At 60.5% G+C, this 24,190-nt stretch carries 32 protein-coding genes and 1 tRNA gene; 29 read left to right on the top strand and 4 right to left on the bottom strand.

The genetic code is table 11. The features are described 5' to 3' along the window. Positions 1–84 precede the first annotated feature (84 nt). From C8C98_RS05480 to C8C98_RS05380, 21 genes are all read left to right on the top strand, one after another. Entirely contained in the window at positions 85–393 is a 309-nt protein-coding gene (locus C8C98_RS05480; protein ID WP_121453441.1) for a DUF2160 domain-containing protein, read from the top strand. Positions 394–575: 182 nt separating this feature from the next. Beyond that, a complete protein-coding gene (locus C8C98_RS05475; RefSeq protein WP_121453440.1) occupies positions 576–2,309 on the top strand; it encodes an ABC transporter substrate-binding protein in 1,734 nt (577 codons plus the stop codon). A 233-nt stretch (positions 2,310–2,542) separates the two neighbouring features. After that, on the top strand, positions 2,543–4,135 hold the full coding sequence (locus tag C8C98_RS05470; protein WP_121453439.1) for a glycerol-3-phosphate dehydrogenase/oxidase: 1,593 nt from the start codon (positions 2,543–2,545) through the stop codon (positions 4,133–4,135). Positions 4,136–4,329: 194 nt separating this feature from the next. Next, on the top strand, positions 4,330–4,698 hold the full coding sequence (gene rplN / locus C8C98_RS05465) for a 50S ribosomal protein L14 (protein WP_007861702.1): 369 nt from the start codon (positions 4,330–4,332) through the stop codon (positions 4,696–4,698). Between the two features lie 9 nt (positions 4,699–4,707). Continuing rightward, positions 4,708–5,028, top strand: coding sequence for a 50S ribosomal protein L24 (rplX, locus tag C8C98_RS05460; protein WP_099656886.1), 321 nt, complete (start codon positions 4,708–4,710; stop codon positions 5,026–5,028). A gap of 9 nt (positions 5,029–5,037) precedes the next feature. Continuing rightward, positions 5,038–5,577, top strand: coding sequence for a 50S ribosomal protein L5 (gene rplE / locus C8C98_RS05455; protein ID WP_099656885.1), 540 nt, complete (start codon positions 5,038–5,040; stop codon positions 5,575–5,577). Between the two features lie 8 nt (positions 5,578–5,585). Continuing rightward, positions 5,586–5,891 carry a 30S ribosomal protein S14 gene (gene rpsN / locus C8C98_RS05450; protein WP_099656884.1) on the top strand — a complete coding sequence of 102 codons (306 nt, stop codon included), beginning with the start codon at positions 5,586–5,588 and terminating at the stop codon, positions 5,889–5,891. A 20-nt stretch (positions 5,892–5,911) separates the two neighbouring features. After that, entirely contained in the window at positions 5,912–6,307 is a 396-nt protein-coding gene (rpsH, locus tag C8C98_RS05445; RefSeq protein WP_005793636.1) for a 30S ribosomal protein S8, read from the top strand. A 24-nt stretch (positions 6,308–6,331) separates the two neighbouring features. Then, on the top strand, positions 6,332–6,865 hold the full coding sequence (gene rplF / locus C8C98_RS05440) for a 50S ribosomal protein L6 (RefSeq protein ID WP_099656883.1): 534 nt from the start codon (positions 6,332–6,334) through the stop codon (positions 6,863–6,865). A gap of 11 nt (positions 6,866–6,876) precedes the next feature. Next, complete coding sequence (gene rplR, locus C8C98_RS05435) at positions 6,877–7,242, top strand: 50S ribosomal protein L18 (protein ID WP_099656882.1); 366 nt, start codon at positions 6,877–6,879, stop codon at positions 7,240–7,242. 17 nt (positions 7,243–7,259) lie between these two features. Continuing rightward, entirely contained in the window at positions 7,260–7,778 is a 519-nt protein-coding gene (gene rpsE, locus C8C98_RS05430) for a 30S ribosomal protein S5 (RefSeq protein WP_069103887.1), read from the top strand. A gap of 14 nt (positions 7,779–7,792) precedes the next feature. Beyond that, entirely contained in the window at positions 7,793–7,975 is a 183-nt protein-coding gene (gene rpmD, locus C8C98_RS05425) for a 50S ribosomal protein L30 (RefSeq protein ID WP_044399276.1), read from the top strand. A 10-nt stretch (positions 7,976–7,985) separates the two neighbouring features. Beyond that, complete coding sequence (gene rplO / locus C8C98_RS05420) at positions 7,986–8,417, top strand: 50S ribosomal protein L15 (protein ID WP_099656881.1); 432 nt, start codon at positions 7,986–7,988, stop codon at positions 8,415–8,417. 24 nt (positions 8,418–8,441) lie between these two features. Continuing rightward, positions 8,442–9,761, top strand: a complete 1,320-nt coding sequence (gene secY / locus C8C98_RS05415; RefSeq protein ID WP_099656880.1) for a preprotein translocase subunit SecY — start codon at positions 8,442–8,444, stop codon at positions 9,759–9,761. 137 nt (positions 9,762–9,898) lie between these two features. Next, positions 9,899–10,012 carry a 50S ribosomal protein L36 gene (rpmJ, locus tag C8C98_RS05410; protein ID WP_005793651.1) on the top strand — a complete coding sequence of 38 codons (114 nt, stop codon included), beginning with the start codon at positions 9,899–9,901 and terminating at the stop codon, positions 10,010–10,012. 23 nt (positions 10,013–10,035) lie between these two features. Further along, complete coding sequence (gene rpsM, locus C8C98_RS05405) at positions 10,036–10,401, top strand: 30S ribosomal protein S13 (RefSeq protein ID WP_099656879.1); 366 nt, start codon at positions 10,036–10,038, stop codon at positions 10,399–10,401. Between the two features lie 18 nt (positions 10,402–10,419). Beyond that, positions 10,420–10,824, top strand: a complete 405-nt coding sequence (rpsK, locus tag C8C98_RS05400; protein WP_005793662.1) for a 30S ribosomal protein S11 — start codon at positions 10,420–10,422, stop codon at positions 10,822–10,824. 91 nt (positions 10,825–10,915) lie between these two features. Continuing rightward, positions 10,916–11,539 (top strand): 30S ribosomal protein S4, encoded by a 624-nt coding sequence (gene rpsD / locus C8C98_RS05395; RefSeq protein ID WP_099656878.1) that lies wholly within the window; start codon positions 10,916–10,918, stop codon positions 11,537–11,539. A 113-nt stretch (positions 11,540–11,652) separates the two neighbouring features. Further along, entirely contained in the window at positions 11,653–12,645 is a 993-nt protein-coding gene (gene rpoA, locus C8C98_RS05390) for a DNA-directed RNA polymerase subunit alpha (protein ID WP_099656877.1), read from the top strand. A gap of 93 nt (positions 12,646–12,738) precedes the next feature. Then, the gene (rplQ, locus tag C8C98_RS05385) at positions 12,739–13,137 is read left to right on the top strand and encodes a 50S ribosomal protein L17 (RefSeq protein ID WP_121453438.1); all 399 of its coding nucleotides are present in this window, start codon (positions 12,739–12,741) and stop codon (positions 13,135–13,137) included. Between the two features lie 21 nt (positions 13,138–13,158). After that, positions 13,159–13,235: transfer RNA gene (locus C8C98_RS05380), tRNA-Met, on the top strand. A gap of 256 nt (positions 13,236–13,491) precedes the next feature. Here C8C98_RS05380 and nhaR read toward each other — a convergent pair. Continuing rightward, a complete protein-coding gene (nhaR, locus tag C8C98_RS05375) occupies positions 13,492–14,388 on the bottom strand; it encodes a transcriptional activator NhaR (protein ID WP_099656875.1) in 897 nt (298 codons plus the stop codon). A gap of 148 nt (positions 14,389–14,536) precedes the next feature. Between nhaR and C8C98_RS05370 the strand changes: the two genes are divergently transcribed. Beyond that, positions 14,537–15,091: an Rrf2 family transcriptional regulator gene (locus tag C8C98_RS05370; RefSeq protein WP_121453437.1), complete on the top strand. Its 555-nt coding sequence runs from the start codon at positions 14,537–14,539 to the stop codon at positions 15,089–15,091. A 118-nt stretch (positions 15,092–15,209) separates the two neighbouring features. Here C8C98_RS05370 and C8C98_RS05365 read toward each other — a convergent pair whose 3' ends face one another. Continuing rightward, positions 15,210–15,584, bottom strand: coding sequence for a hypothetical protein (locus C8C98_RS05365; RefSeq protein ID WP_121453436.1), 375 nt, complete (start codon positions 15,582–15,584; stop codon positions 15,210–15,212). Between the two features lie 76 nt (positions 15,585–15,660). Beyond that, on the bottom strand, positions 15,661–16,035 hold the full coding sequence (locus C8C98_RS05360) for a TraR/DksA family transcriptional regulator (RefSeq protein ID WP_121453435.1): 375 nt from the start codon (positions 16,033–16,035) through the stop codon (positions 15,661–15,663). Positions 16,036–16,211: 176 nt separating this feature from the next. Between C8C98_RS05360 and C8C98_RS05355 the strand changes: the two genes are divergently transcribed. The 7 genes from C8C98_RS05355 (at position 16,212) to C8C98_RS05325 (ending at position 23,532) form a co-directional block, all read left to right on the top strand. Then, the gene (locus C8C98_RS05355; protein ID WP_199726554.1) at positions 16,212–16,568 is read left to right on the top strand and encodes a DUF2946 family protein; all 357 of its coding nucleotides are present in this window, start codon (positions 16,212–16,214) and stop codon (positions 16,566–16,568) included. Between the two features lie 80 nt (positions 16,569–16,648). Then, a complete protein-coding gene (locus C8C98_RS05350) occupies positions 16,649–18,979 on the top strand; it encodes a TonB-dependent receptor (protein WP_121453433.1) in 2,331 nt (776 codons plus the stop codon). 136 nt (positions 18,980–19,115) lie between these two features. Further along, the gene (locus C8C98_RS05345) at positions 19,116–19,676 is read left to right on the top strand and encodes a YcnI family protein (RefSeq protein ID WP_121453432.1); all 561 of its coding nucleotides are present in this window, start codon (positions 19,116–19,118) and stop codon (positions 19,674–19,676) included. 62 nt (positions 19,677–19,738) lie between these two features. Beyond that, positions 19,739–20,233, top strand: coding sequence for a copper chaperone PCu(A)C (locus C8C98_RS05340; protein ID WP_121453431.1), 495 nt, complete (start codon positions 19,739–19,741; stop codon positions 20,231–20,233). A 104-nt stretch (positions 20,234–20,337) separates the two neighbouring features. Further along, the gene (locus C8C98_RS05335) at positions 20,338–21,219 is read left to right on the top strand and encodes a PhaM family polyhydroxyalkanoate granule multifunctional regulatory protein (RefSeq protein ID WP_121453430.1); all 882 of its coding nucleotides are present in this window, start codon (positions 20,338–20,340) and stop codon (positions 21,217–21,219) included. A 72-nt stretch (positions 21,220–21,291) separates the two neighbouring features. Then, entirely contained in the window at positions 21,292–22,623 is a 1,332-nt protein-coding gene (locus C8C98_RS05330) for an FIST N-terminal domain-containing protein (RefSeq protein WP_121453429.1), read from the top strand. Positions 22,624–22,722: 99 nt separating this feature from the next. Beyond that, entirely contained in the window at positions 22,723–23,532 is an 810-nt protein-coding gene (locus C8C98_RS05325) for a 2-keto-4-pentenoate hydratase (RefSeq protein ID WP_121453428.1), read from the top strand. 105 nt (positions 23,533–23,637) lie between these two features. On the opposite strand, the gene C8C98_RS05320 is transcribed toward C8C98_RS05325, so the two are convergent. Next, complete coding sequence (locus C8C98_RS05320; RefSeq protein WP_121453427.1) at positions 23,638–24,132, bottom strand: YXWGXW repeat-containing protein; 495 nt, start codon at positions 24,130–24,132, stop codon at positions 23,638–23,640. Positions 24,133–24,190: the final 58 nt, after the last annotated feature.

Below are 24,190 nucleotides of genomic sequence, written 5' to 3'. Positions count from 1 at the left end.
CTCGGCGTCCCTGGCCTGGGGCGTGCCAGTGGGGACGTGCTTTGGCGGTATCTGACGCCACGCTATTGGAAAGGAATGCTTCAAATGTTTGATTGGATGGCCTGGACGCTGCCCGTGGCGGTGTTCTTCATTTGCATCGTGCTCATGCTGATCGGTATGACGGTGTGGGAAGTGAAATCGCCCACCACGGTGCGCAAGGGTTTTTTGCCGCTGGAGACCACGCGGGGTGATCGGCTGTTTATCGGGCTGCTGTCGGCGGCCTATGTGAACCTGATTTTTGTCGGCATCAGCGGCAAGCTGGCCCAGTGGTTCAGTCTGGATGGCGATCCGTCCATCTGGATCAGCTTTGTGCTGTCGATGGCGCTGCTGGCGCTGGTGATGCGCAAGGGGTGATGGCTGCTATTAAAAAGTGAGCTGCCTGCGCAATATTTTGAATGCTTGCAGGCATAAAAGTATCTGAAACATAGACGCTACCAGCGCTGGCAGCTATTGTTTTTGATGATGACAAGCCCCGGCCCGATTCCCCCCAGGGCCGGTGTTCATCCACCATGGGGGTTCCATCTGAGGAGACAACAATGAAGATGCAGTTCACGGCGATCGCGTTCGCCGCCGCTACCCTGGCCCTGGGGCAAGCCGCCTGGGCCGGCGAGGCCGAGGCCAAGAAGTGGATCGACAGTGAGTTCCAGCCATCCACGCTGAGCAAAGACCAGCAGATGGCCGAGATGAAGTGGTTCATCGACGCCGCCAAGAAGCTCCAGGGCAAGGGCGTCAAGGAAATCTCGGTGGTGTCCGAGACCATCACCACCCATGAATACGAATCCAAGACGCTGGCCAAGGCGTTTGAGGAAATCACTGGCATCAAGGTCAAGCACGACCTGATCCAGGAAGGCGACGTGGTCGAGAAGCTGCAGACCTCCATGCAGTCGGGCAAGTCGATTTACGACGGCTGGATCTCTGATTCGGACCTGATCGGTACGCACTACCGCTACGGCAAGATCATGAGCCTGACCGACTACATGAGCGGCACGGGCAAAGAGTGGACCAACCCCGGCATCGACATCAAGGACTACATCGGCACCAAGTTCACCACCGGGCCCGACGGCAAGATGTACCAGTTGCCCGACCAGCAGTTCGCCAACCTGTACTGGTTCCGCGCTGACCTGTTCGAGCGCAAGGACATCAAGGACAAGTTCAAGGCCAAGTACGGCTACGACCTGGGCGTGCCACTGAACTGGTCTGCCTACGAAGACATCGCCGAGTTCTTCACCAACGACGTCAAGCAGATCGACGGCAAGGCCATTTACGGTCACATGGACTACGGCAAGAAGGACCCATCGCTGGGCTGGCGCTTCACCGATGCCTGGCTGTCGATGGCTGGCACGGCCGACATCGGCGCGCCCAACGGCCTGCCGATCGACGAGTGGGGCATTCGCGTGGCCGACGACAAGTGCACCCCCGTGGGCGCCTCGGTATCCCGTGGCGGCGCGACCAACTCGCCTGCTGCCGTCTATGCGCTGACCAAGTATGTGGACTGGATGAAGAAGTACGCGCCCAAGGAAGCCACGGGCATGACCTTTGGCGAAGCCGGCCCCGTGCCTGCTCAAGGCCAGATCGCCCAGCAGATCTTCTGGTACACCGCCTTCACGGCCGACATGACCAAGCCCGGCCTGCCCGTGGTGAACGCCGACGGCACCCCCAAGTGGCGCATGGCCCCCGGCCCCAATGGCCCGTACTGGAAGCAAGGCATGCAAAACGGCTACCAGGACGTGGGCAGCTGGACCTTCTTCAAGGACCACGACGCTAACAAGACGGCAGCCGCCTGGCTCTATGCCCAGTTCGTGACCGCCAAGACCACGTCGCTGAAAAAGACCCTGGTGGGCCTGACGCCGATCCGCGAAAGCGACATCCAGTCCAAGGCCATGACCGACGCCGCGCCCAAGCTGGGCGGTTTGGTCGAGTTCTACCGCAGCCCCGCCCGCGTGGCATGGTCGCCCACCGGCACCAACGTGCCCGACTACCCCAAGCTGGCCCAGCTGTGGTGGAAGAACGTAGCCCAGGCTGTGACGGGTGAAAAGACCCCGCAAGGCGCCATGGACACCCTGGCCGACGAAATGGACCAGGTGATGGCCCGCCTGGAGCGCGCTGGCATGGCCCATTGCGCGCCCAAGCTCAACAAGAAGGAAGACGCCAACAAGTGGCTGAGCGACAAGCAAGCCCCCTGGAAGAAGCTGGCCAACGAAAAGCCGAAGGGCGAAACCATCGCCTACCAAACCCTGCTGGACGCCTGGAAGGCTGGCAAGGTGCGCTGATGCGCGGGTAGTTTGATGGCAGCGCACGGCACAGCAAGGTGTGCCGTGCCTGCCGCCCTCCCTGGGGCGATGGTGGTGGTCGGCCCCAGGGTGGTTGTGTCTTTTTTGTTTCCTCTCTGACCTTGCGCCCGCCTGGAGCTGGCGCAAGGTTTGTCACCGAAGTCCTCCACTGGCGTTACAAAATCAAGGGTTAACCCTTAAAAACTGTGGCCTCCCATGGACAATCAGCACCCATGACCAATGTTTCAGCCCCCCTTCCTACCCCGCGTGCCGAACTTCTGGACTGCTTGGCCCAGCCGCACTTGTATGACCTGGCCGTGATTGGCGGGGGCGCCACGGGCCTGGGAGTGGCCTTGGATGCGGCGGCGCGTGGTTTCAGTGTGGTGCTGGTGGATTCGCACGATTTTGCCAAGGGCACGTCATCGCGTGCCACCAAGCTGGTGCACGGTGGTGTGCGCTACCTGGCGCAAGGCAATATCTCCCTGGTGCGCGAGGCCTTGCACGAGCGCACCACACTGCTGAGCAACGCACCCCACTTGGCGCAGCCCCTGCCGTTTGTGATGCCGTCCTACCGCTTTTGGGAGACGCCCTTCTACGGCATCGGCCTAATGATGTACGACGCCCTGGCGGGCAAGGCCGGGCTGGGTGCCACGCAATTCCTTGGGCGTGCACGTACCTTGCAGCTCCTGCCAACAGCCCTCAAGGATGGGCTCAAAGGCGGCGTGAAGTATTGGGATGGACAGTTTGATGACGCCCGACTGGCCCTGGCGCTGGCGCGCACTGCTGCCAGCCGGGGGGCGCTGCTGGTGAACTATTGCCCTGCCAAGAAGTTGATCCACGAAGAAGGGCGCGTGGCGGGATTCGAATGCGAAGACGCAGAAACTGGCCGTGCTTTCACGGTCAAGGCGCGTTGCGTGGTGAATGCCACGGGCGTGTGGGTGGACGGCCTGCGCCAAATGGACGGCGAGGCCATTGGCAAGCCCGTCAAGCCCATCGTGGCGCCCAGCCAGGGCGTTCACATCGTGGTGGACAAAGAATTTTTGCCGTCAGACCATGCGCTGATGGTGCCCAAGACGGCGGACGGGCGGGTGCTTTTTGCCGTTCCTTGGCTGGGCAAGCTCATTTTGGGCACCACGGACAGTCCCCGCCAGGATGTGGTGCGCGAGCCTTTGCCGTTCAAGGAAGAGGTCGCTTTCATTCTGAACGAGTCTGCCCGCTACCTGACCCGGGCGCCCAAGCCTGAGGACATCCGCAGCATTTGGGTGGGGTTGCGCCCATTGGTCAAGCCCCAGGACGATGACGGTGGCAACACCAAGAGCATCAGCCGGGAGCACACCGTACTGGCCAGCCGCAGCGGCTTGGTGACCGTGACGGGCGGCAAATGGACCACTTACCGTGCCATGGCCGAAGACGTCTTGCAAAAATGCTTCGAAACCGGGGCTCTTGAGCCCAAGGCTGCGGGCGTGACCAATCAGCTGCAACTGGTAGGAACGCCCACCGAAGTGGTGCGCCACCGCATCAGCGATGCGCCCGGTATGCATTCCTACGGGGCAGATGCAGCGCAGGTGGCGGGGTTGCCTGGGGCTGCCCGCGCCCTGGGCGGTGGTCTGACCGAAGCCATGGTGCGGTTCGCTGCGCGCTTTGAATACGCCCGAACCGTTGAGGACGTTCTGGCCCGCCGCTCGCGCATGCTGTTTCTGGACGCACGCCTGGCCCAGGAGGTTGCCCCTGCCGTTGCAGAGATCCTGCGAGAAGAATTGGGCTGTGACCCGCAGTTGCCTGCTTTTTTGGCATTGGCACAACAATATTTGCGTCCGGAAATGTGATAGGCGCTTGACTTGGCGCTTTAGGTTTGCAATAATCAAAGGCTTCGCGTTTAAAGCGTGAAGTTTCTGCCCAGCGGGAAGTGCTGCAAATGGTTTGCGGTGCGGACGACGGGCCCAAGACTGACTGGCTGATTTGCAGCCCTTGAGAAGTTCTCTGGGGCTGTTGTCTTCTGGTGCAAGTTGGGAATATTGAAATGATCCAGACAGAATCTCGGTTAGAGGTTGCCGACAACACCGGCGCTAAGTCCGTCCTTTGCATTAAGGTGCTGGGTGGCTCTAAGCGTCGCTATGCAAGCGTTGGCGACATCATCAAGGTGAGCATCAAAGAAGCCGCTCCACGTGGCCGCGTCAAAAAAGGCGAGGTTTACAGTGCAGTGGTGGTTCGCACGGCGAAGGGTATTCGTCGCGGCGATGGTTCGCTCGTCAAATTCGATGGCAACGCTGCGGTGTTGCTGAATGCAAAGTTGGAGCCTATCGGCACCCGCATCTTTGGACCCGTGACGCGCGAGCTGCGTACCGAAAAGTTCATGAAGATCGTGTCCCTGGCTCCTGAAGTTCTCTAAGGACGCGCCATGAACAAGATTCGCAAAGGCGACGAAGTCATCGTGCTGACAGGGCGCGACAAGGGCAAGCGCGGCACAGTGTCGCTGCGCAAAGATGACTCTTATGTGGTCATCGACGGCATTAACCTGGTCAAGAAGCACGCCAAGCCAAACCCCATGAAGGGCACAACTGGCGGCATCGTTGAAAAGGCTATGCCTATCCATCAGTCCAACGTGGCCATCTTCAATGCGGCTACCGGCAAGGCTGATCGCGTGGGTATCAAGGTGCAGGCTGATGGTTCGCGCATTCGCGTGTTCAAGTCCAGCGGCGCTGAAATCAAGGCGGCCTAAGGGGTAAACATGGCACGACTGCAAGAAATTTACCGCGACAAAGTCGCCCCCGAGCTGACCAAGCAGTTCGGTTACACCTCGCCCATGCAGGTTCCACGTCTGACCAAAATCACCCTGAACATGGGTGTGAGCGAAGCCGTGTCGGACAAGAAGGTGATGGACAACGCCGTGGCTGACCTGACCAAGATTGCTGGTCAAAAGCCCGTGGTGACCAAGGCCAAGAAAGCTATCGCTGGTTTCAAGATCCGCGAAGGCCAAGCCATTGGTTGCATGGTTACGCTGCGTGGCGTGCAAATGTATGAGTTCCTGGACCGTTTCGTGACCGTGGCTCTGCCCCGCGTTCGTGACTTCCGTGGTATCTCTGGCCGTGCCTTTGATGGCCGTGGCAACTACAACATCGGTGTCAAGGAACAGATCATTTTCCCTGAAATCGAGTACGACAAGGTTGACGCTCTGCGTGGCCTGAACATCAGCATCACCACAACGGCCAAGACCGACGAAGAAGCCAAGGCTCTTCTGGCTGGTTTCCGTTTCCCGTTCAAGAACTGAGGCGAAGCATGGCTAAAGTAGCTTTGATCCAGCGCGAACTGAAGCGCGAAAAACTGGCTGCCAAGTACGCAACCAAGTATGCGGAACTGAAGGCAATTGCTGGCGATGCCAAGCGTAGCGACGAAGAGCGTGAAGCTGCTCGTCTGGGCTTGCAAAAGCTGCCACGCAACGCCAACCCAACGCGTCAGCGCAACCGTTGCGAAATCACCGGCCGCCCTCGCGGTACCTTCCGTCAATTCGGTCTGGCCCGCGCCAAGATCCGTGAACTGGCTTTTGCAGGCGACATCCCCGGTGTCACCAAAGCCAGCTGGTAAGCAGGCAGGAGAGATTAAACATGAGCATGAGTGATCCCATCGCTGACTTGCTGACCCGCATCCGTAATGCACAGATGGTCTCCAAGGCCACGGTTCTGGTGCCTTCTTCCAAAGTGAAGATCGCCATCGCCCAAGTGCTGAAGGACGAAGGTTATATCGACGGCTTCCAAGTGAAAACTGAAGCTGGCAAGTCCGAACTCGAAATCGCCCTGAAGTACTACGCAGGCCGTCCAGTGATTGAGCGCATCGAGCGCGTCAGCCGCCCTGGTCTGCGTGTCTACAAAGGCCGTGATTCCATTCCACAAGTTATGAACGGTCTGGGTGTGGCAATTGTCACGACTCCTAAGGGCGTGATGACTGATCGCAAAGCGCGCGCTACCGGTGTCGGTGGCGAAGTGCTGTGCTACGTGGCCTAACCGCGGCATTGAGGAGTAACTGAAATGTCCCGAGTAGGAAAAATGCCCGTGACCATCCCCGCTGGTGTGGATGTGTCGATCAAAGATGACCAGATCTCTGTCAAGGGTTCTGGTGGCGCACTGACGCTGGCACAAAACGTGTTGGTCAAAGTGTCCAGCAATGATGGCAAGTTGAGCTTCGAGCCTGTGAATGACTCGCGTGAAGCCAACGCCATGAGCGGTACGCTGCGTCAGCTGGTCAACAACATGGTTGTTGGCGTGAGCAAAGGCTTTGAGAAGAAGCTGAGCTTGGTTGGTGTGGGCTACAAAGCCGCTGCATCCGGTTCCAAGTTGAACCTGGCTGTGGGTTATTCCCATCCTGTCAATTTCGAAATGCCTGCTGGCATTACTGTCGCAACACCTACCCCTACCGAAGTGGTAGTGAAGGGTGCCGACCGTCAGCGCGTGGGTCAAATTGCCGCTGAGATTCGTGCTGTTCGTCCTCCCGAGCCTTACAAGGGCAAGGGCATCCGCTACGCGGATGAGAAGATCACGATCAAAGAGACCAAGAAGAAATAAGGAGCTGCAACATGTTGACAAAGAAAGAGCAGCGTCTTCGTCGTGCCCGTCAAACACGCATCCGCATTGCCCAGCAAGGCGTGGCCCGTTTGACTGTGAATCGTACGAACCTCCATATCTACGCCAGTGTGATTTCCGGCGACGGCAGCCAGGTGCTGGCCAGCGCTTCCACGGCAGAAGCCGATGTGCGCAAGTCCTTGGGCGGTTCGGGCAAGGGTGGCAATGCCGCTGCAGCCCAACTGATCGGCAAGCGCATCGCTGAAAAGGCGAAGGCAGCAGGCGTTGAGAAGGTTGCATTTGATCGTGCAGGTTTCGCTTATCACGGTCGCGTCAAGGCTTTGGCCGATGCAGCCCGCGAAGCTGGTCTGCAGTTCTAAGCGGAGCGGAATAAAAAATGGCTAAATTTCAACCCAAAGTGCAGAGCGAAGGTCAAGACGACGGTCTGCGCGAAAAAATGATCGCGGTGAACCGCGTGACCAAAGTCGTGAAGGGCGGCCGTATTCTCGGCTTCGCTGCACTGACTGTGGTCGGCGACGGTGATGGCCGCGTTGGCATGGGCAAGGGCAAGTCCAAGGAAGTGCCTGCTGCTGTGCAAAAGGCGATGGAAGAAGCCCGTCGCAACATGGTCAAGGTTTCGCTGAAGAACGGCACCATTTTCCACAATGTGACTGGCCACCATGGCGCTGCTGTTGTGATGATGGCTCCCGCTCCTAAGGGTACCGGCATCATTGCTGGCGGTCCTATGCGCGCAGTCTTCGAAGTGTTGGGTGTGACGGATATCGTGGCAAAGAGCCATGGTTCTTCCAATCCTTACAACATGGTTCGTGCAACGTTTGACGCGCTCGTCAATTCGACCACCCCGTCGAATGTGGCAGCCAAGCGCGGCAAGACAGTCGAAGACATCTTCGCCTGAACCGGAGCCTGAATATGACAACGCAACAAACCGTCAAGATTCAACTGGTGCGCAGCCCGATTGGCACCAAAGAGTCGCACCGCGCCACTGTCCGTGGTCTGGGTCTGCGCAAGCTGAACAGCATCAGCGAATTGCAAGACACGCCCGAAGTGCGCGGCATGATTAACAAGATCAGCTATCTGGTCAAAATCGTCTGAGAGATCGATCATGGAACTCAATAGCATCAAGCCCGCAGACGGCGCCAAGCATGCCAAGCGCCGTGTAGGCCGTGGCATCGGCTCCGGTTTGGGCAAGACCGCTGGCCGTGGTCACAAAGGTCAGAAGTCCCGTTCGGGTGGCTATCACAAAGTGGGTTTTGAAGGCGGTCAAATGCCTTTGCAACGCCGTCTGCCCAAGCGCGGTTTCAAGTCCCATTTGCTGAAGTTCAACGCAGAAGTCACGCTGTCTGCTCTGGACCAACTGGGTCTGCCTGAAGTCGACGTTTTGGCTCTGAAGCAAGCCGGTCTGATTGGTGAACTGGCCAAGGTGGTCAAGGTCATCAAGAGCGGTTCTTTGACCAAGGCTGTCAAGCTGACGGGTGTGGGCGCAACGGCTGGTGCCAAGGCAGCGATTGAAGCTGCTGGTGGCTCTGTAGCCTGATAGCGTTCCTCAAGGAAGGCATCTGTGGCAACTAGCGCAGCTCAAATTGCAAAGACCGGCAAGTTCGGCGATCTCCGTCGCCGTCTGGTTTTTCTGTTGCTTGCGCTGGTCGTGTATCGCATCGGGGCCCATATCCCTGTGCCAGGCATCGATCCAGCCCAACTTCAGCAATTGTTCAGCGGACAACAGGGCGGCATCCTGAACCTGTTCAACATGTTCTCGGGTGGTGCTCTGTCTCGTTTCACGGTCTTCGCGCTGGGGATCATGCCGTACATTTCGGCATCGATCATCCTGCAATTGATGACCTACGTCATTCCTACCTTTGAGCAATTGAAGAAGGAAGGCGAAGCGGGCCGCCGGAAAATCACCCAATATACCCGTGCGGGTACCTTGGGGCTGGCTCTGTTTCAGTCGTTCGGTATTGCTGTGGCATTGGAAAGCTCTGCTGGTCTTGTTCTCAGTCCTGGCTTTGGTTTCCGCATGACAGCCGTGGTCAGCTTGACTGCAGGCACCATGTTTTTGATGTGGTTGGGTGAACAAATTACCGAGCGCGGTTTGGGGAACGGTATCTCGATACTGATCTTCGCAGGCATCGCTGCAGGGCTTCCCAGCTCTATCGGTGGTTTGCTGGAACTGGTTGGTACTGGTGCAATGTCCGCCCCTGCTGCGATTTTTATCGTGTTGGTGGTTGGTCTGGTAACATACTTTGTTGTGTTCGTGGAGCGAGGGCAGCGCAAGATCCTCGTGAACTATGCCCGCCGGCAGGTTGGGAATAAGGTTTACGGTGGTCAGGCTTCGCATTTGCCTCTGAAGTTGAACATGGCTGGTGTGATTCCGCCGATCTTTGCATCGTCGATCATTCTGTTGCCTGCGACAGTGGTGAACTGGTTCAGTGCTGGTGATTCAATGCGCTGGCTGAAGGATATCTCTGGTGCTTTGACCCCTGGTCAACCCATCTATGTGATGTTCTACGCAGCTGCCATTGTTTTCTTCTGCTTCTTTTATACGGCGCTGGTTTTCAACAGCCGTGAAACTGCAGACAACCTGAAAAAGAGCGGTGCCTTTATTCCTGGCATCCGCCCTGGTGAGCAGACTGCCCGCTACATTGACAAGATTCTCGTTCGCTTGACTCTTGCCGGTGCCGTCTACATCACCTTTGTGTGTTTGCTGCCGGAGTTTTTGATTCTTAAGTACAACGTGCCGTTTTATTTCGGTGGTACTTCTCTGCTGATCATTGTGGTTGTGACCATGGACTTCATGGCCCAGGTTCAAAACTACATGATGTCGCAGCAGTATGAGTCTCTGCTCAAGAAGGCAAACTTCAAGGGTGGCAGTGGTGGTTAAGGTGCTGCAATGACCGCTACCCAGTGGTCATTGATTGGCACGAATAAGTTAAGTGAGCGCCCCACGAATTTTCGCGGGCACGCATTGTGTTCCGTGCAGAATAGCCGGGACGGATGGAAAAGTTTTAGGAGAATGCAATGAGAGTTTCGGCTTCGGTCAAAAAAATCTGCCGCAACTGCAAGATCATCCGCCGCAAAGGTGTGGTGCGCGTGATCTGCACGGATCTGCGTCACAAGCAGCGCCAGGGTTGATTGGAAAGTATTAGAGGACGCATATGGCACGTATCGCTGGCATCAATATTCCGCCCCACAAGCATGCGGAAATCGGTCTGACCTCCATTTTTGGTATTGGTCGCACCCGCGCTCGCAAGATTTGCGAAGCAACTGGCATCGCTTATTCCAAAAAGATCAAAGATCTGACGGACGGCGACCTGGAAAAAATTCGCGAGCAAATCGAGCAGTTCACCATTGAAGGTGATCTGCGCCGCGAAACCACCATGAACATCAAGCGCTTGATGGACATTGGCTGCTACCGTGGTTTCCGCCATCGTCGTGGTTTGCCGATGCGTGGTCAGCGTACGCGTACCAACGCCCGTACTCGCAAGGGTCCGCGCAAGGGTGCAGCTGCACTGAAGAAATAAAGAGATTGAAAGATCATTATGGCTAAGTCTCCTGCCAATAACGCAGCTCAACGCGTTCGCAAGAAGGTTCGTAAGAACGTTTCGGATGGCATCGCTCACGTGCATGCATCCTTCAACAACACGATCATCACCATCACCGATCGCCAAGGCAATGCATTGTCTTGGGCCTCGTCCGGTGGTCAAGGTTTCAAGGGCTCCCGCAAGTCCACTCCGTTTGCTGCTCAGGTAGCTTCCGAAGTGGCAGGTCGTGCAGCCATTGACCAAGGCATCAAGAACCTGGATGTTGAAATCAAGGGTCCTGGTCCTGGCCGTGAATCCTCTGTGCGCGCTCTGGGCGCCCTGGGTATTCGCATCACATCGATTTCCGATGTGACGCCTGTGCCGCACAATGGCTGCCGCCCTCAAAAGCGCCGCCGTATCTAATTTTCCCAAGCCCACCGCCACCTGTAGACGCGAAAGCGCTCCAGGTGGCTCCCGCAATTGTTTGCGGTAGATGACATAAAAGGAAGCTCAAGTGGCACGTTACCTCGGCCCCAAGGCCAAACTCTCCCGCCGTGAAGGCACTGACCTGTTTCTGAAGAGCGCTCGCCGCTCGATCGCTGACAAGTCCAAGTTCGACTCCAAGCCTGGTCAGCACGGCCGCACTTCCGGTGCCCGTACTTCCGACTACGGTCTGCAACTGCGCGAAAAGCAAAAAGTCAAGCGCATGTACGGCATCCTGGAAAAGCAATTCCGCCGCTACTTTGAAGCTGCTGACGGCAAGAAGGGCAACACTGGCGCGAACCTGCTGTTCCTGTTGGAGTCCCGTCTGGACAACGTCGTGTACCGCATGGGCTTCGGCTCCACGCGTGCAGAAGCCCGTCAGCTGGTTTCACACAAGGCGATCACTGTGAACGGCCAATCGGTCAACATCCCTTCGTACCTTGTGAAGGTGGGTGATGTGGTTGCTGTGCGTGAAAAGTCCAAGAAGCAATCCCGTATCACTGAAGCTCTGCAACTGGCAGCCCAGGTAGGCATGCCAGCGTGGGTCGATGTGAATGCCGACAAGGCAGAAGGCGTCTTCAAGAAGGTGCCTGATCGTGATGAGTTCGGTGCAGACATCAACGAATCGCTGATCGTTGAGTTGTACTCGCGCTAATCACTCGAACTAATTTTTCGAGTAAACCGTTCCTAAACCGCGAGGCATCGCGGTTTAGGCGCTTCACCAGCCTTACCGGTGTAACGAGCTGGGGGTATTGAGAGGAAGTTTGAATGCAAACCAATTTGCTGAAACCCAAGGCGATCAATGTTGAGCAGCTTGGCCACAATCGTGCCAAGGTGGCTTTGGAGCCGTTCGAGCGTGGCTATGGCCATACGCTGGGCAATGCCATTCGACGCGTTCTGCTTTCGTCTATGGTGGGTTACGCAGCGACTGAAGTGACCATTGCTGGCGTGCTTCACGAGTACTCGTCGATCGACGGTGTGCAAGAAGATGTGGTGAACATTCTCTTGAACCTGAAGGGCGTGGTCTTCAAGCTCCACAACCGCGATGAAGTCACACTGAGCCTGCGCAAGGATGGTGAAGGCGTAGTGACTGCCCGTGACATTCAGACGCCCCATGACGTGGAAATCGTCAACCCTGATCATGTGATTGCACACCTGTCGCAAGGCGGCAAGCTGGACATGCAGATCAAGGTGGAAAAAGGCCGTGGTTATGTGCCCGGCAGCATGCGTCGTTATGCCGATGAAGCCACCAAATCCATCGGCCGTATTGTTCTGGATGCGTCTTTCTCTCCAGTCAAGCGCGTCAGCTACACCGTGGAAAGCGCTCGTGTAGAGCAGCGTACCGATCTGGACAAGCTGGTGGTTGAAATTGAAACCAACGGCGCCATCACTGCGGAAGATGCGGTGCGTGCATCTGCCAAGATTCTGGTGGAACAACTGGCAGTGTTTGCACAGTTGGAAGGCGGCGAGTTGACCGCTTTTGAAACACCTTCGGGCCCACGTGGTGGCGCGACGTTCGATCCTATCCTGCTGCGCCCTGTGGACGAGCTGGAATTGACCGTGCGTTCTGCCAACTGCCTCAAGGCTGAGAACATCTATTACATCGGTGATCTGATTCAGCGCACCGAAAATGAGTTGCTCAAGACGCCTAACCTGGGCCGCAAGTCGCTCAACGAAATCAAGGAAGTCTTGGCTTCCCGTGGTCTCACCCTGGGTATGAAGCTTGAAAACTGGCCGCCTGCTGGCCTGGACAAGCGTTAAGTTATAATTTTCGGTTCCCCGATTGGGGGAACAGTGCATTGGGCAGTACCTGATACGGCTGCCTGATTTAATCAAAGTAAAAAGGAAAGCACCATGCGTCACGGACACGGACTTCGTAAACTCAATCGCACCAGCTCGCACCGTCTGGCGATGCTGCAGAACATGATGAACTCGCTCATCGAGCACGAGGCCATCAAGACCACAGTGCCCAAGGCTAAGGAACTGCGCCGTGTGATCGAACCCATGATCACTTTGGCCAAGGTCGACACTGTCGCTAACCGCCGTCTGGCATTCAACCGTTTGCGTGACCGCGACAGCGTGACAAAGCTGTTCAACGACCTGGGCCCTCGCTTCAATGCGCGTCCTGGTGGTTACACCCGTATTCTGAAGATGGGTTTCCGCGTGGGCGACAACGCACCTATGGCTCTGGTGGAGTTGGTTGACCGCGGAAATACTGCAGAAACTGAAAATTCTTCGGCAGCAGCTGAATAATAGGGTATAATTTAAATCTACCGCGCGATGGAGCAGTCTGGTAGCTCGTTGGGCTCATAACCCAAAGGTCGGAGGTTCAAATCCTTCTCGCGCAACCAAACATGGCGAAAGCCGTATCAAAAAGCCCACTTTTAGTGGGCTTTTTTTTGCCCGTTTGCAAAGGCGTGGGCCGTGGACCTGTTTCTATGGGTTGCTGTCGCTGTACAGAGAGGCCGTGTGCCGCAGCCCAAAATGGTTTGCTGCTGACTTCCCTACCGATTTGTCTTTTGCAGGGCTTTGAATGGGGCGCCAGGACCCGCATCAGGGTGGCCTCTTGGAGTACCGAATTCCGAGCAACGGGGTGTTTGCCAGCATTCAGTGACCAAACAAGTCTGACCTGGCCGACTCCGTGATGGCCACGACACAGGGGTGGCTGATGCGGCGCTCCACGGAGATCGCAAAAAATTCCTCCACCAATTCGCTGGAGCGGCCAATGGCCTCCACGCCAAATTGGGTCTGGGTCTCTTGTTCGAGCACCGTGGGTGACGTGAAGATGCCCCGTCCTTCTCTCCCAAAAGCATTCATGAGCGCACTATCGTCAAATTCGCCCACGATGCGTGGCTGCAGGTGGTGCTTGTTCAGCCAATGATCCAACTGTTGCCGCACTGAAGATTGCGGCCCTTGGATAAGCATGGGGGCGCCATGCAGGCACTGCGGAAATGGCCCCTGCAGCTCGTTTTTGAGTGCTGGTGCGCAGAAGAAACTCATGCTGGACGACCCCAGTGCATGGTTGAAGGCCTTGACCCCAATTTTCTTGGAGGCTGGTTCATCGGCCAGCAGCAGGTCCAGCCGATGGATGCTGAGCTGGGCGAGCAGCTCGGGGAATTTGCCTTCGTGGCAGGTCATGTGCACCTGCTCCTTCATGCCCAGCGCGGGCTCCAGCAGGTGGTAAGCGACGGATTTTGCGACCGAATCTGCCACACCCACCTTGAACTCCAGAGGTTTAGAGTGCCCCCGGGGCAGGCGAATGGACTTTTCCAACTCATCGCTCAGCGCAAAAATCTGTTCCGCATAGCCCAAGGCAATGCGCCCCTCGTTGGTCAGCTCCAAGCCCCGGCCGCGTTTGCGAAACAGCTCATGTCCCAGCCATTCTTCCAGTTGATTGATCTGCCCGGACAGCGTTTGGGGGGTGGTGTGCAATTGTTCGCCAGCGCGCATGACGCCCCCGGCCTTGGCGGCGGTCCAGAAGTATCGGAGGTGTTTGAAGTTCATGGTATCGCTTTATTGATCGTAAAAATCGAAGTGTTTTTATCAATAAAACGAATATACGCGAAGTGTTGAACGCACTACAGTGGGTGTCTGGCAGGGCGATGAGAGCCTTGCCAGTCGTTTCACAGATGGGTGTTCACAAGGAGTTGCCATGCGTATTACGACCCGAGGAAAAGTCGCTGTATCGGCCATGACGGATCTGGCCTTGCATCAGAGAATGAAGCCGGTGTCGCTGACAACGATCAGCCAGCGTCAAGGCACGTCGCTGTCGTACCTAGAGCAATTGTTCAGTGCGCTGCGCCGTGCGGGCCTGGTGGAAAGCACCCGTGGCCCAGGCGGCGGCTATGCCCTGGCGCGCCGCGCTGAGCAGATCGCCGTGGCCGAGATCATTTTGGCGGTGGAGAACATGGAAGTGGACGACTACCAGCCGCTCACCGCCCCCCAGGTGGCGCAGCTCAAGGCCATGACGGGCGAGCTGTGGGTGTCGTTCAATGCCCGCGTGCTGGAGTACCTGCAATCGGTTTCGCTCAAGGACCTGATGGAACAAGCACAAGCCCAAGGCGTGGTGACTGCGCCTGAGCCTGAGGCCAAGACCTCGCGCAAGAATTCGGGCATTGGCCCCGTGGCCCGTCCTTTGATGGCCCGGTTGCAAATCCCTAACTCGGTGTTTGCCTTGGGGGCGTTGCCGCTGGTCTCCCGCCGCTGAGCGCAAAGCCCAGTGCCCGGGCGGGAGTCTGCCGTGGACGCTGGGTGACGTGGCGGTGACCAGTGGCCGTGCGCCCCCAGGTCCTACCTGCGGGGTTACGCCACCCAGCGCGTACCGATCAGGCCATGGACGGGTCTGCGGCCATGTTGTCAAACTTCTTGAAGTACTGGCGTGCCATGGCGACCAGTTGGGCGTCGCTGGGGTGATCGGCGGCCACGGAATCGACCACTGTGGCTGCCACGGCGGTGCTGTGCTTGCCGCACCACTCGCGGAACTGGTTGCGCGCCAGGCCTGGGCCGCACAGCAAGACTTCGTGCGAGCCATGCAGGGCTTGTGCTACATCGGCAAACAGCGCAGTGGCGTCATCAGCCTTGCCCTGGTGCTTGTGGTGGCTGCGGGACTTGATGCGTTGCGCTTGAACGTGTTCGCGGTCAAACATGACGACATGGGCTTCGGAATGGTCCATCCAGACAACAGCGTGAAAAGTGCTCATGGGTTGACTTTCTTGAAGTGAAGAAAAACGGGAAAGGCGTCATCGAACAACGCCTGCGTGGTGGATTTGTTGCAGCCTAGTGGGCCGGCCTGTGGTGGGTTTCGATGGACTCTTGGCAATGCACGCAGCGTGCAACTTCCGGGGTGGCTTTCAGGCGGGCTGTGGCTATGTCTTGGCTGCAGTCGGTGCACTCCCCATAGGTGCCAGCGTCAATGCGGGTGAGGGCTGCGGCGATAGCGTTGAGGTGCTCGGTCTCGCGGTCTTCCAGTGCAAACTCCAGCGTACGCTCTGAGGCGACCTGCGCGCGGGAGTCCTCTGCGTGCGCAAAATGTGCGGCGGCGGCCTCCACCCTGCCTGTGGCCTCGCCGCGTTGCTGTGCCAACTGGGCCCGAAGACCCGCTTGCTGCTCCTGCAGTTGTTGTCGATACGAAGCGGCCTGTGTCTTGTCCATGGGGTCAACTCCTGGAAGTGATGGAACGCTTTCATGGTGCGCTTGTCTGATAGGCTTTGCGTTGACAGAGGTCAAGCTCTGAACAGGCGGCGGTCCAGGGTGGATGTGGCGCTGGTCGGGCGGGCTTGCTTGATGCCGATCAAGGGTCGCGAGGGATGCGCTTCTACAATGGCGCCATGCAAACCATCCGCCACCTCCGTTGGCTCGCCCGCCTTGTGCTGGCGTGGTTTGTCCTGTCGATTGGTGTGGCAGGGGCGTCGCCGCTGGTCCATCCACAGGCCATGGAGCTGATTTGCTCCGGCGCTGGCGCCATCAAGATGCTGGTCAAAACCGACGATGGCGCCAAGGAAATGCCCAGCCACACGTTGGATTGCCCCCTGTGTGCGCATGTCGGCGCACCGCCGCCCACCTCGCAGGCCCAGCTGCCGGTGGTCCATCCCCTGGCGCATGCACTGCGCCCCATCCCTGCCGCGCACATTGCTGCACGCACCGCCGCGCCGCTGCCGCCGCGCGGGCCCCCTGCATTCTCCTGAAATAGCTATTCATTTGATAGCTGCTTGCGCTGTTTGAATAAGCGCTGGCGGCCTATTTGGCTTGAAATTCAGGAGTTCCCATGCGCAAAAGCCGCATGGCGCTGGCCGTGGCCAGTGCCTTTCCCCTCGTCTTCACCTTCACGGTCACCGGGGCCGTGCCCGCATTCGCCCAGACTGCTGACAGCACCGGCGTTGGCTCCAACGCCCCCGTCAAGGAACTGGGCGTGGTCACCATCACCGGCGGCCAGCCCACCTCGCTGCCCACGCAAATCCCCACCACCATCGAGGGCGTGACGCGCGAGCAGATCGAGCATGCGATCAACGCCACCGACAGCGAAGACGCCCTCAAGTACCTGCCCAGCCTGCTGGTGCGCAAGCGCTACATCGGCGACTACAACCACGCAGTGTTGTCCACCCGCGCCTCGGGCACGGGCAACCCGGCGCGGTCCATGGTGTTTGCTGACGGCATTTTGCTCAGCAACTACCTGGGCAACGGCCCCACCAATGCACCGCGCTGGATGCTGGTCACGCCCGAAGAGATCGAGCGCGTGGACGTGCTCTACGGCCCGTTCTCGGCCGCGTACGCAGGCAACTCGGTGGGCGCAGTGGTGGACTACGTCACGCGCATGCCGACAAAATTTGAGGCGCACGGCAAGGTCAGTACCCAGCACCAACCGTTTGACCTGTATGGCACCAGTACCAGCTACGCGGGCAAACAGGTGAGCGCCTCGGTGGGTAACAAGAATGGCGACTGGTCCTGGTTTCTCAACTTCAACAAGACCGACAGCGAAGGCCAGCCGCTCACCTTCCCCACGCGCCTCGTGTCCGCTGGTACCGTGGGCAATGCGGGTACGCCCGTGACGGGCGCGGTGCTGGGCAATAACCGCAGCAACCAGCCCTGGTACCTGCTGGGCACCGCCACGCAATACCACACGCAGCAAGATCACATCAAGGCCAAGATCGCCTACGACTTCTCGCCCACCGTGCGGGCTGCCTACACCTTTGGCTGGTGGCACAACGAATCCGAAGGGCGGCCCACCAGCTACCTGCGCGATGCCAACGGCAATGCGGTCTACAGCGGCACGGTCAACATCAATGGCCGCTCGTTTGCGCTCACACCCACCGACTTCAATGTGTCCAACGAAGACCTCACGCATCTCATGCACGGCCTGTCGGTCAAGAGCCACACCCAGGGCACGTTCGACTGGGAGGTGGCCGCCAGCCTGTACGACTACCAGACCGACACCCTGCGCGCCGCCACTGTGGCGCTGCCTGCCGCTTTGAGCGGCGGCGCGGGCCGCATCGTCAACAGCAAGGGCACCGGCTGGAACACCCTGGCGGCCAAGGGCACCTGGCGGCCCGACGGCGTGCAGGGCGCGCACATCGTGGACTTTGGCCTGCAGCGCGACAGCTATCAGCTGCGCACCGTGGAGAACGCCACCAGCAACTGGATCAACGGTGGCACGGGCGCCCGCAACCAGGCCTTTAACGGCGACACCCAGCTCATCGGCCTGTGGGCGCAAGACACCTGGAAGATCGCGCCGAAGTGGAAGGCCGTGCTGGGCGCCCGCGCCGAGCGCTGGAGCGCCAGCAACGGCCAGACCGGCAACGCCACCACCACCGTGGGCCACCCCGAGCGCAACGAGACCTACTTCTCGCCCAAGGCTGCAGTGGCCTACCAGGCCAATGATCTGTGGGTGCTCAAGGCCTCTACCGGCCGCGCCGTGCGCATGCCCACGGTGTCCGAGCTGTACCAGGGCGGCATCAACGGCAGCGGCACGCTGATCAACAACGACCCCAATCTGAAGCCTGAAAAAAGCTGGACCACCGAGCTGACGGCGGAGCGCGACATGGGCAATGGTCTCTTGCGCCTGACAGCGTTCTTTGAGCGCACCAAAGACGCGCTGTACTCGCAGACCAATGTGCTCGTCACGCCCAACGTCACCAACGTGCAGAACGTGGATGCGATCCAGACCAAGGGCATTGAGCTGTCGTACCAGGCCGCCAACGTCTTCGTGCGCGGGCTGGAGCTGGGCAGCAGCCTGACCTGGACGGATTCCAAGATCAAGCGCAACGACAAGTTCCCGGCCAGCGTTGGTAAATGGCAGCCGCGCATCCCCGAGTGGCGTGCCACTGCCGTGGCCACGTACCGGCCCGACGACACCTGGTCGTACACCCTGGGCGCGCGCTACAGCGGCAAACAGTACAGCACGCTCGACAACACCGACGTGAACGGCTTTGCCTACCAGGGCGCGAGCCGCTACTTCACCACCGACGTGCGCGTGCGCTACCAGATCACCAAGCAGGTCAGCGCCGCCGTGGGTATCGACAACCTGAACAACTACCAGTTCTGGAACTTCCACCCCTACCCGCAGCGCACCTACATGGCGGAGCTGAAGGTGGATCTGTAAACCCCCTGAGCGGCTTCGCCGCATCCTCCAAGGGGGACGCCTCCAGCGGCCCGGCAAAGCCGGTTCCGCGGTGGCACTGGCCTTGGCGCGTGCCAGTTGTTAAGGCAATGAATCGTTTCAACGAAAAGGTCGAAATATGAAAAAGAATACTATGAAAAAGATAGCTGCTTGCGCTTGCTTGATAAGCGCTGCAGCCATTTTTGGCACTGCATCGGCCCATGTGGTGCTCGAATACCAGGTGGCCCCGGCGGGGGCCAGCTACAAAGCCACGTTCAAAGTGGGGCACGGCTGCGGCGCATCGCCCACGCGGCAGGTGGTGGTGGACATTCCCGAGGGCTTCAAGGGCGCGCGCCCACAGCCCAAGCCGGGGTGGGCGCTGGAGGTGCAGCGCAGCAAGCTGGCCACGCCCTACACCAGCCATGGCCGCAGCGTGACGGAAGACACCACACGCATCACCTGGACAGCCAAGACCCCCGAAGACGCGCTGCCCAGCGCCCACTATGATGAATTTGTGCTGGTGGGCCAGACCCCCGACCAAGCCGGTCCGCTGTACTGGCCCGTGCGCCAAGTGTGTGCCGAAGGCCGCAACGACTGGACCGAAGTGCCCAAGCCCGGACAGAAGCTGCACGACCTCAAGTCCCCCGCTGCGCTGCTGGAAGTGCTGCCCCAGGCGGGCGGCGCGGCCCACCAGCATTGATGGCACCACCACCCTCTTTGCTTTCTATCGTCTCTGTGTCTTTTGTTTTTAGGAGTGATTCCATGTCTTTGATCCGTACCACTGTGGCCCTGGCCTGCCTGTTGACTGGCGCCGCCTTTGCCCAAACCGCCAGCGTCAAGGTCGAAGGGGCCTGGGCCCGTGCCACCGTGCAAGGCCAAAAAGGCACCGGCGCGTTCATGAAGCTCACGGCCCCCGAAGGCGCCAAACTGGTGGGCGCCTCATCCCCCGCCGCAGGCGTGACCGAAGTCCACGAAATGAAAATGGAAGGCGACGTGATGAAGATGCGTGCCATCCCAGCGTTGGACTTGCCCGCAGGCAAAACGGTGGAACTCAAGCCCGGCGGCTACCACGTCATGCTGCTGGACCTGAAGGCCCCGCTGGCCAAAGACACCACCGTGCCCGTCACGCTCACCTTCAAGGACGCCAAGGGCACCGAAAGCAAGCAGGAGCTGAACCTGCCCGTGGCGACGACGGCCCCCGGTGCGGCAGCGGCGCCTGCAGCGGCCGACCACCAGCACGGCGCCCACAAGCACTGAGCGCCCTCGCCACCGGCCCTGCAAGCTTGGGGGCGGCACGCATCGCCATGCGCCGCCGGGTGGAGTAAGCTGCCGAGCATCCTCCACCAGAAAGCGCAGCGGCCATGAGCGATTCCTCCCACTTTGGTTTTGGCAAATTTGTCCCCGGCTTTGATTTTTTGCAAAGCCTGGCCAAAGGCGCGTCCAGCGGCATTCCGCAAATGCCCCAGCTCTCCAACTGGGTGGCCCCCACCCTCAGCGTGGAAGAGCTGGAGAAGCGCATCGACGAGCTCAAGGCCGTGCAGTTCTGGCTGGAGCAAAACAGCCGCGCACTCACCGCCACCATCCAGGCACTGGAAGTGCAAAAGATGACGCTGGCCACCCTGCAGGGCATGAACATGAGCATGGGCGACGTGGCCAATGCGTTCAAGTTCCAAGGGGCTGACTCGGTGATGCAGGGCATGCAAAAAGCGGCAGAGACCTTCAGCGGCGCAGCCCGCGCAGCGGCCGCCAGTCCCGTCCCGCAAGCCGCCGCGCCTGCGCCGGTACCCCCCGCACCACCGCCGCCTGCAGCCCCCAGCCCCGCTGCGGAGGCTGCATCAGCCGATTCAGAGCCCGACGCCCCCAAGCCTGGGGTGGTGGACCCCTTGCACTGGTGGAGCGCGCTGACCACCCAGTTCCAGGAGATCGCCTCCAACGCATTGAAGGACGCGGCCCAGCACAGCAGCTCCCTCGACAGCACCCAGCACTTTGCCAAAGACGCGCTGAAAAAAGCCACCGACATGGCCAGCCACCTGGCCGCGCAGGGCGTGCACAGCCTGCAAGAAGCGGCCCGTGCGGCGCAGGCCCCGGCTGCCAAGAAAGCCGCAGCCAAGAAACCCACAGCTCCCAAAGCGGCAGCCAAGCCCACCCGCCGCGCAGCGGCTGCTGCCCCCAAAGCAGCTGCGAAGAAGCCTGCCGCCAAAAAGCCAGCCGCCGCCAAGAAGGCTGCTCGCGGCCGAGGCTGAACTCCCGAGCAGCGCGTGGGCAAGTGCTGCGCCTGGGCGCAGGCGCCGCTGTCGCGCTAAAGTCGTTGCACTATGACCCTCTTTCCTACAGGCCACGCCACCCATCCCCAGTGGCGCATGGCGGCAGCGCTGGTGCTGGCGCAGTTGCGTGCACAAATGGCGCTGCCCGCTTACGCCGCCGCGCCCACCCTGGGGCTGCTGTACATCACCGACCATTACGCCAACGAGGCACGCGCGCTGCTCGACTACCTGGCCAGCGAGCTGCCCGAGGTGACCGACTGGAGCGGCACCGTGGGCGTCGGCGTGTCGGCCCACAACGCCGAGTACTTTGACGAGCCTGCGCTGTCGGTCATGCTGCTCGATGTGCCTGCAGACCAATACCGCGTGTTCTCGGGCGTGGCGCCGCTGCCGCGCCACCCGGCCAGCGGCTTTGTGGCCCAGACGGCGCTGGTGCACGCTGACGGGCATACGCCCGAGCTGGCCGAGCTGCTGCACGAAATGGCGGGCCGCACCGAAACGGGTTACCTCTTTGGCGGCTTGAGCGCTAGCCGCGCAGCCAGCGTGCAATTTGCTGTGGCGGGCAATGGCAACATGGCCGGGCAGGGGGCGGCCAGCGGGGTGTTTGATGGGGGCCTTTCGGGCGTGGCCTTTGGCCCCCGCGTGCCCTTGCTCTCGCGCGTGACCCAAGGCTGTCAGCCCGTGGGCGCCCTGCGCACCATCACCGCAGCCAACGACAACGTGGTGCTGGAGCTGGACCACGAGCCCGCACTGGACGTGCTGCTGGACACCCTGCAAGTGACGCTGGACGGTGGCGACCCGCAGCCCGCGCTGCGGCGGGTGCGCGCTACGCTGGCCGGGCTGGTCGATGCGGGCGCCCAGCCCATGGGGCGCCAGCGCACCGGCCACTTTGGCACCGACACGCGGGTGCGCCACATCGTGGGGCTCGATGGCGGCCGCCGTGGCGTGGCCCTGGCCGAGCCGGTGCAGGCGGGCATGCACCTGGCGTTTTGCCAGCGCAATGTGGCGGCGGCGCGGGCCGATTTGATGCGCATCTGCGCCGAAATCCGCGAAGAACTATCGCCCGAGGAACTAGAGCATGTACCGCTGGCAGAGGGGGGCGTCCGTAATGCCGATGCCGATGCCGCTGGCACAGCGGCCCCCGCCCCCGGCACGAATGGGCTGGCAGACACGCCGTCGCTGGCGGGGCGCTCCATCCGGGGCGCCATTTACGTGAGCTGCTCTGGCCGGGGCGGCCCGCACTTTGGCGGCCCCAGTGCCGAGCTGCACATCGTGCGCCACGCGCTGGGCGATGTGCCCCTGGTCGGCTTTTTTGCGGGCGGCGAAATTGCGCACCACCACCTGTATGGCTACACCGGTGTGCTCACGGTGTTCACCGACGCTTGAGTGGGGCCACAACCCGGTGCCTGGCGATGTCCAGACAATCCCCGCGCCAAGCCCCTGACCGTAGCCCACTGCGCAATCCACTGTTGAAAGATTTTTGCAATGACCTCTGAATCTGCCGTGCTCGCCCCCTTTGATGCCCAGGCCAGTGCCGCCGTGATTACGCAGGCGCGCCTGGGCCAAGGCCCCCGGCCGCTGGACTTGCCCGCTGCGCTCCAGCCCCAAAACGCCGCGCAGGCCTACGCGGTGCAAGACGCTGTGGTGCAAGCGCGGGGTGCCGTGGTGGGCTGGAAGGTGGGCGCCTCCTCGCCTGATTCACAGCCCTCGCGGGGCGCGCTCACGCAAGACTCGGTGTGGGTCTGCGCGCAGGGGCAAGCGCAGGCGCTGCCTTGCGGTGGCAACGTGGTCATTGGGGTGGAGGCCGAACTGGTCTATGAGCTGGGCACCGACCTGCCCCCGCGTGCACAGCCTTACTCGCGTGCCGAGGTGCTTGCGGCCATGTGCTCTGCCCGCGCCGCCATTGAAGTGTGCGACACCCGCTACGCCGCCTGGGGCGTGCAAAGCGCCTGGAGCCGCCTGGCCGACCAGGGCAGCCACGGCGCGCTGGTGGTGGGCAGCGGCCTCACCAGCCCGGCAGACCTGGCGGCCCTGGACCCGCTGACACTGCCCGTGGGCCTGTGGGTGAATGGCGCCCTGGCTGTGCAGCGCGCCGCCTGGGGCAACCCGGCGGGCGACCCGCTGCGCCTGCTGGTGTGGCTGGCCAACGAGGGCGCCCACAGCCTGGGAGGCCTGCGCGCAGGCCAGTGGGTGACTACGGGTTCGTGCACCGGCAACCTGCTGGTGGCCCCGGGGGCCGTGGTGGTGGCCGAGCTGGGCGGGGTGGGGCGCGCAGAGCTGCGTTGCATTGCGTAGTTCGGTGGGGCTGAACTGACCAAGCAACGGGCTGCGAGGGCCTATGGGGCGCCTCTGTTGTGACCCGGTGAGGCGCCCTGCCAAGGCCGGGCGCAAGGCCTACTCTCAATAACGGTGCCCATTGTCTGGGCGGCGGTCATGCCGGTTGGGCACTCCGTCACCGTCCCGGTCGCGGTCATGGCGGTTGCCAATGCCGTCGCCATCCTTGTCTTTGTCGTAGCGGTTGGGGATGCCATCGCCATCACGGTCCCAACCGCCGGGCTGCATGTGCCAGCGGCCATCGCGCTCTTGCCATTGCACCGGGCGGTAGTGGTAGCCCGGGCGGGCTTTGACCCAGTGTCCACCCATCCACACATGGCGGTGGCCGCGCCATTCCCAGTGCCCTGGCACCCAGGCCATGCCGCTCCGGGGGCGGGGTGTGGCTTCGTGCCGGGGCGGCGGCGGTGCCTGGGTGTACTGCACCTGTACGTTGCCTGCTTGAACCACCACGGCTGTGCTCTGCGCGTGTGCGGGGGCCAGGGTGCACAGGCTGAGCAGGGCCAGCGCTGCGGCCGTGAGTGCATTGAGGGCATTGCGCGGGTTGCGGGCTGTGTGTGCCATGGTGTTTGCTCCTTCAGAACAGGTTCTCAGAACCGGAGCCTTCATGGTGCCGCTGGTA

It is taken from the genome of Acidovorax sp. 106, from assembly GCF_003663825.1.
Classification (GTDB): domain Bacteria; phylum Pseudomonadota; class Gammaproteobacteria; order Burkholderiales; family Burkholderiaceae_C; genus Acidovorax.
This window is presented reverse-complemented; position numbering and strand designations above follow the sequence as displayed.

What these genes read in the sequence shown, in the direction of transcription:
- C8C98_RS05480 (WP_121453441.1), top strand. Translation starts at nt 85, where the DNA reads ATGTTTGATTGGATGGCCTGGACGCTGCCCGTGGCGGTGTTCTTCATT.
- rplR (WP_099656882.1), top strand. Translation starts at nt 6,877, where the DNA reads ATGTTGACAAAGAAAGAGCAGCGTCTTCGTCGTGCCCGTCAAACACGC.
- C8C98_RS05475 (WP_121453440.1), top strand. Translation starts at nt 576, where the DNA reads ATGAAGATGCAGTTCACGGCGATCGCGTTCGCCGCCGCTACCCTGGCC.
- C8C98_RS05345 (WP_121453432.1), top strand. Translation starts at nt 19,116, where the DNA reads ATGAAAAAGAATACTATGAAAAAGATAGCTGCTTGCGCTTGCTTGATA.
- C8C98_RS05340 (WP_121453431.1), top strand. Translation starts at nt 19,739, where the DNA reads ATGTCTTTGATCCGTACCACTGTGGCCCTGGCCTGCCTGTTGACTGGC.
- rpsN (WP_099656884.1), top strand. Translation starts at nt 5,586, where the DNA reads ATGGCTAAAGTAGCTTTGATCCAGCGCGAACTGAAGCGCGAAAAACTG.
- C8C98_RS05470 (WP_121453439.1), top strand. Translation starts at nt 2,543, where the DNA reads ATGACCAATGTTTCAGCCCCCCTTCCTACCCCGCGTGCCGAACTTCTG.
- rplN (WP_007861702.1), top strand. Translation starts at nt 4,330, where the DNA reads ATGATCCAGACAGAATCTCGGTTAGAGGTTGCCGACAACACCGGCGCT.
- C8C98_RS05330 (WP_121453429.1), top strand. Translation starts at nt 21,292, where the DNA reads ATGACCCTCTTTCCTACAGGCCACGCCACCCATCCCCAGTGGCGCATG.
- C8C98_RS05365 (WP_121453436.1), bottom strand. Translation starts at nt 15,584, where the DNA reads ATGAGCACTTTTCACGCTGTTGTCTGGATGGACCATTCCGAAGCCCAT.
- C8C98_RS05370 (WP_121453437.1), top strand. Translation starts at nt 14,537, where the DNA reads ATGCGTATTACGACCCGAGGAAAAGTCGCTGTATCGGCCATGACGGAT.
- rpmD (WP_044399276.1), top strand. Translation starts at nt 7,793, where the DNA reads ATGACAACGCAACAAACCGTCAAGATTCAACTGGTGCGCAGCCCGATT.
- C8C98_RS05335 (WP_121453430.1), top strand. Translation starts at nt 20,338, where the DNA reads ATGAGCGATTCCTCCCACTTTGGTTTTGGCAAATTTGTCCCCGGCTTT.
- rplX (WP_099656886.1), top strand. Translation starts at nt 4,708, where the DNA reads ATGAACAAGATTCGCAAAGGCGACGAAGTCATCGTGCTGACAGGGCGC.
- rplQ (WP_121453438.1), top strand. Translation starts at nt 12,739, where the DNA reads ATGCGTCACGGACACGGACTTCGTAAACTCAATCGCACCAGCTCGCAC.
- rpoA (WP_099656877.1), top strand. Translation starts at nt 11,653, where the DNA reads ATGCAAACCAATTTGCTGAAACCCAAGGCGATCAATGTTGAGCAGCTT.
- C8C98_RS05350 (WP_121453433.1), top strand. Translation starts at nt 16,649, where the DNA reads ATGCGCAAAAGCCGCATGGCGCTGGCCGTGGCCAGTGCCTTTCCCCTC.
- rpmJ (WP_005793651.1), top strand. Translation starts at nt 9,899, where the DNA reads ATGAGAGTTTCGGCTTCGGTCAAAAAAATCTGCCGCAACTGCAAGATC.
- C8C98_RS05355 (WP_199726554.1), top strand. Translation starts at nt 16,212, where the DNA reads ATGCAAACCATCCGCCACCTCCGTTGGCTCGCCCGCCTTGTGCTGGCG.
- C8C98_RS05320 (WP_121453427.1), bottom strand. Translation starts at nt 24,132, where the DNA reads ATGGCACACACAGCCCGCAACCCGCGCAATGCCCTCAATGCACTCACG.
- nhaR (WP_099656875.1), bottom strand. Translation starts at nt 14,388, where the DNA reads ATGAACTTCAAACACCTCCGATACTTCTGGACCGCCGCCAAGGCCGGG.
- C8C98_RS05360 (WP_121453435.1), bottom strand. Translation starts at nt 16,035, where the DNA reads ATGGACAAGACACAGGCCGCTTCGTATCGACAACAACTGCAGGAGCAG.
- rplE (WP_099656885.1), top strand. Translation starts at nt 5,038, where the DNA reads ATGGCACGACTGCAAGAAATTTACCGCGACAAAGTCGCCCCCGAGCTG.
- C8C98_RS05325 (WP_121453428.1), top strand. Translation starts at nt 22,723, where the DNA reads ATGACCTCTGAATCTGCCGTGCTCGCCCCCTTTGATGCCCAGGCCAGT.
- rplF (WP_099656883.1), top strand. Translation starts at nt 6,332, where the DNA reads ATGTCCCGAGTAGGAAAAATGCCCGTGACCATCCCCGCTGGTGTGGAT.
- rpsH (WP_005793636.1), top strand. Translation starts at nt 5,912, where the DNA reads ATGAGCATGAGTGATCCCATCGCTGACTTGCTGACCCGCATCCGTAAT.
- rpsK (WP_005793662.1), top strand. Translation starts at nt 10,420, where the DNA reads ATGGCTAAGTCTCCTGCCAATAACGCAGCTCAACGCGTTCGCAAGAAG.
- rpsM (WP_099656879.1), top strand. Translation starts at nt 10,036, where the DNA reads ATGGCACGTATCGCTGGCATCAATATTCCGCCCCACAAGCATGCGGAA.
- rplO (WP_099656881.1), top strand. Translation starts at nt 7,986, where the DNA reads ATGGAACTCAATAGCATCAAGCCCGCAGACGGCGCCAAGCATGCCAAG.
- rpsE (WP_069103887.1), top strand. Translation starts at nt 7,260, where the DNA reads ATGGCTAAATTTCAACCCAAAGTGCAGAGCGAAGGTCAAGACGACGGT.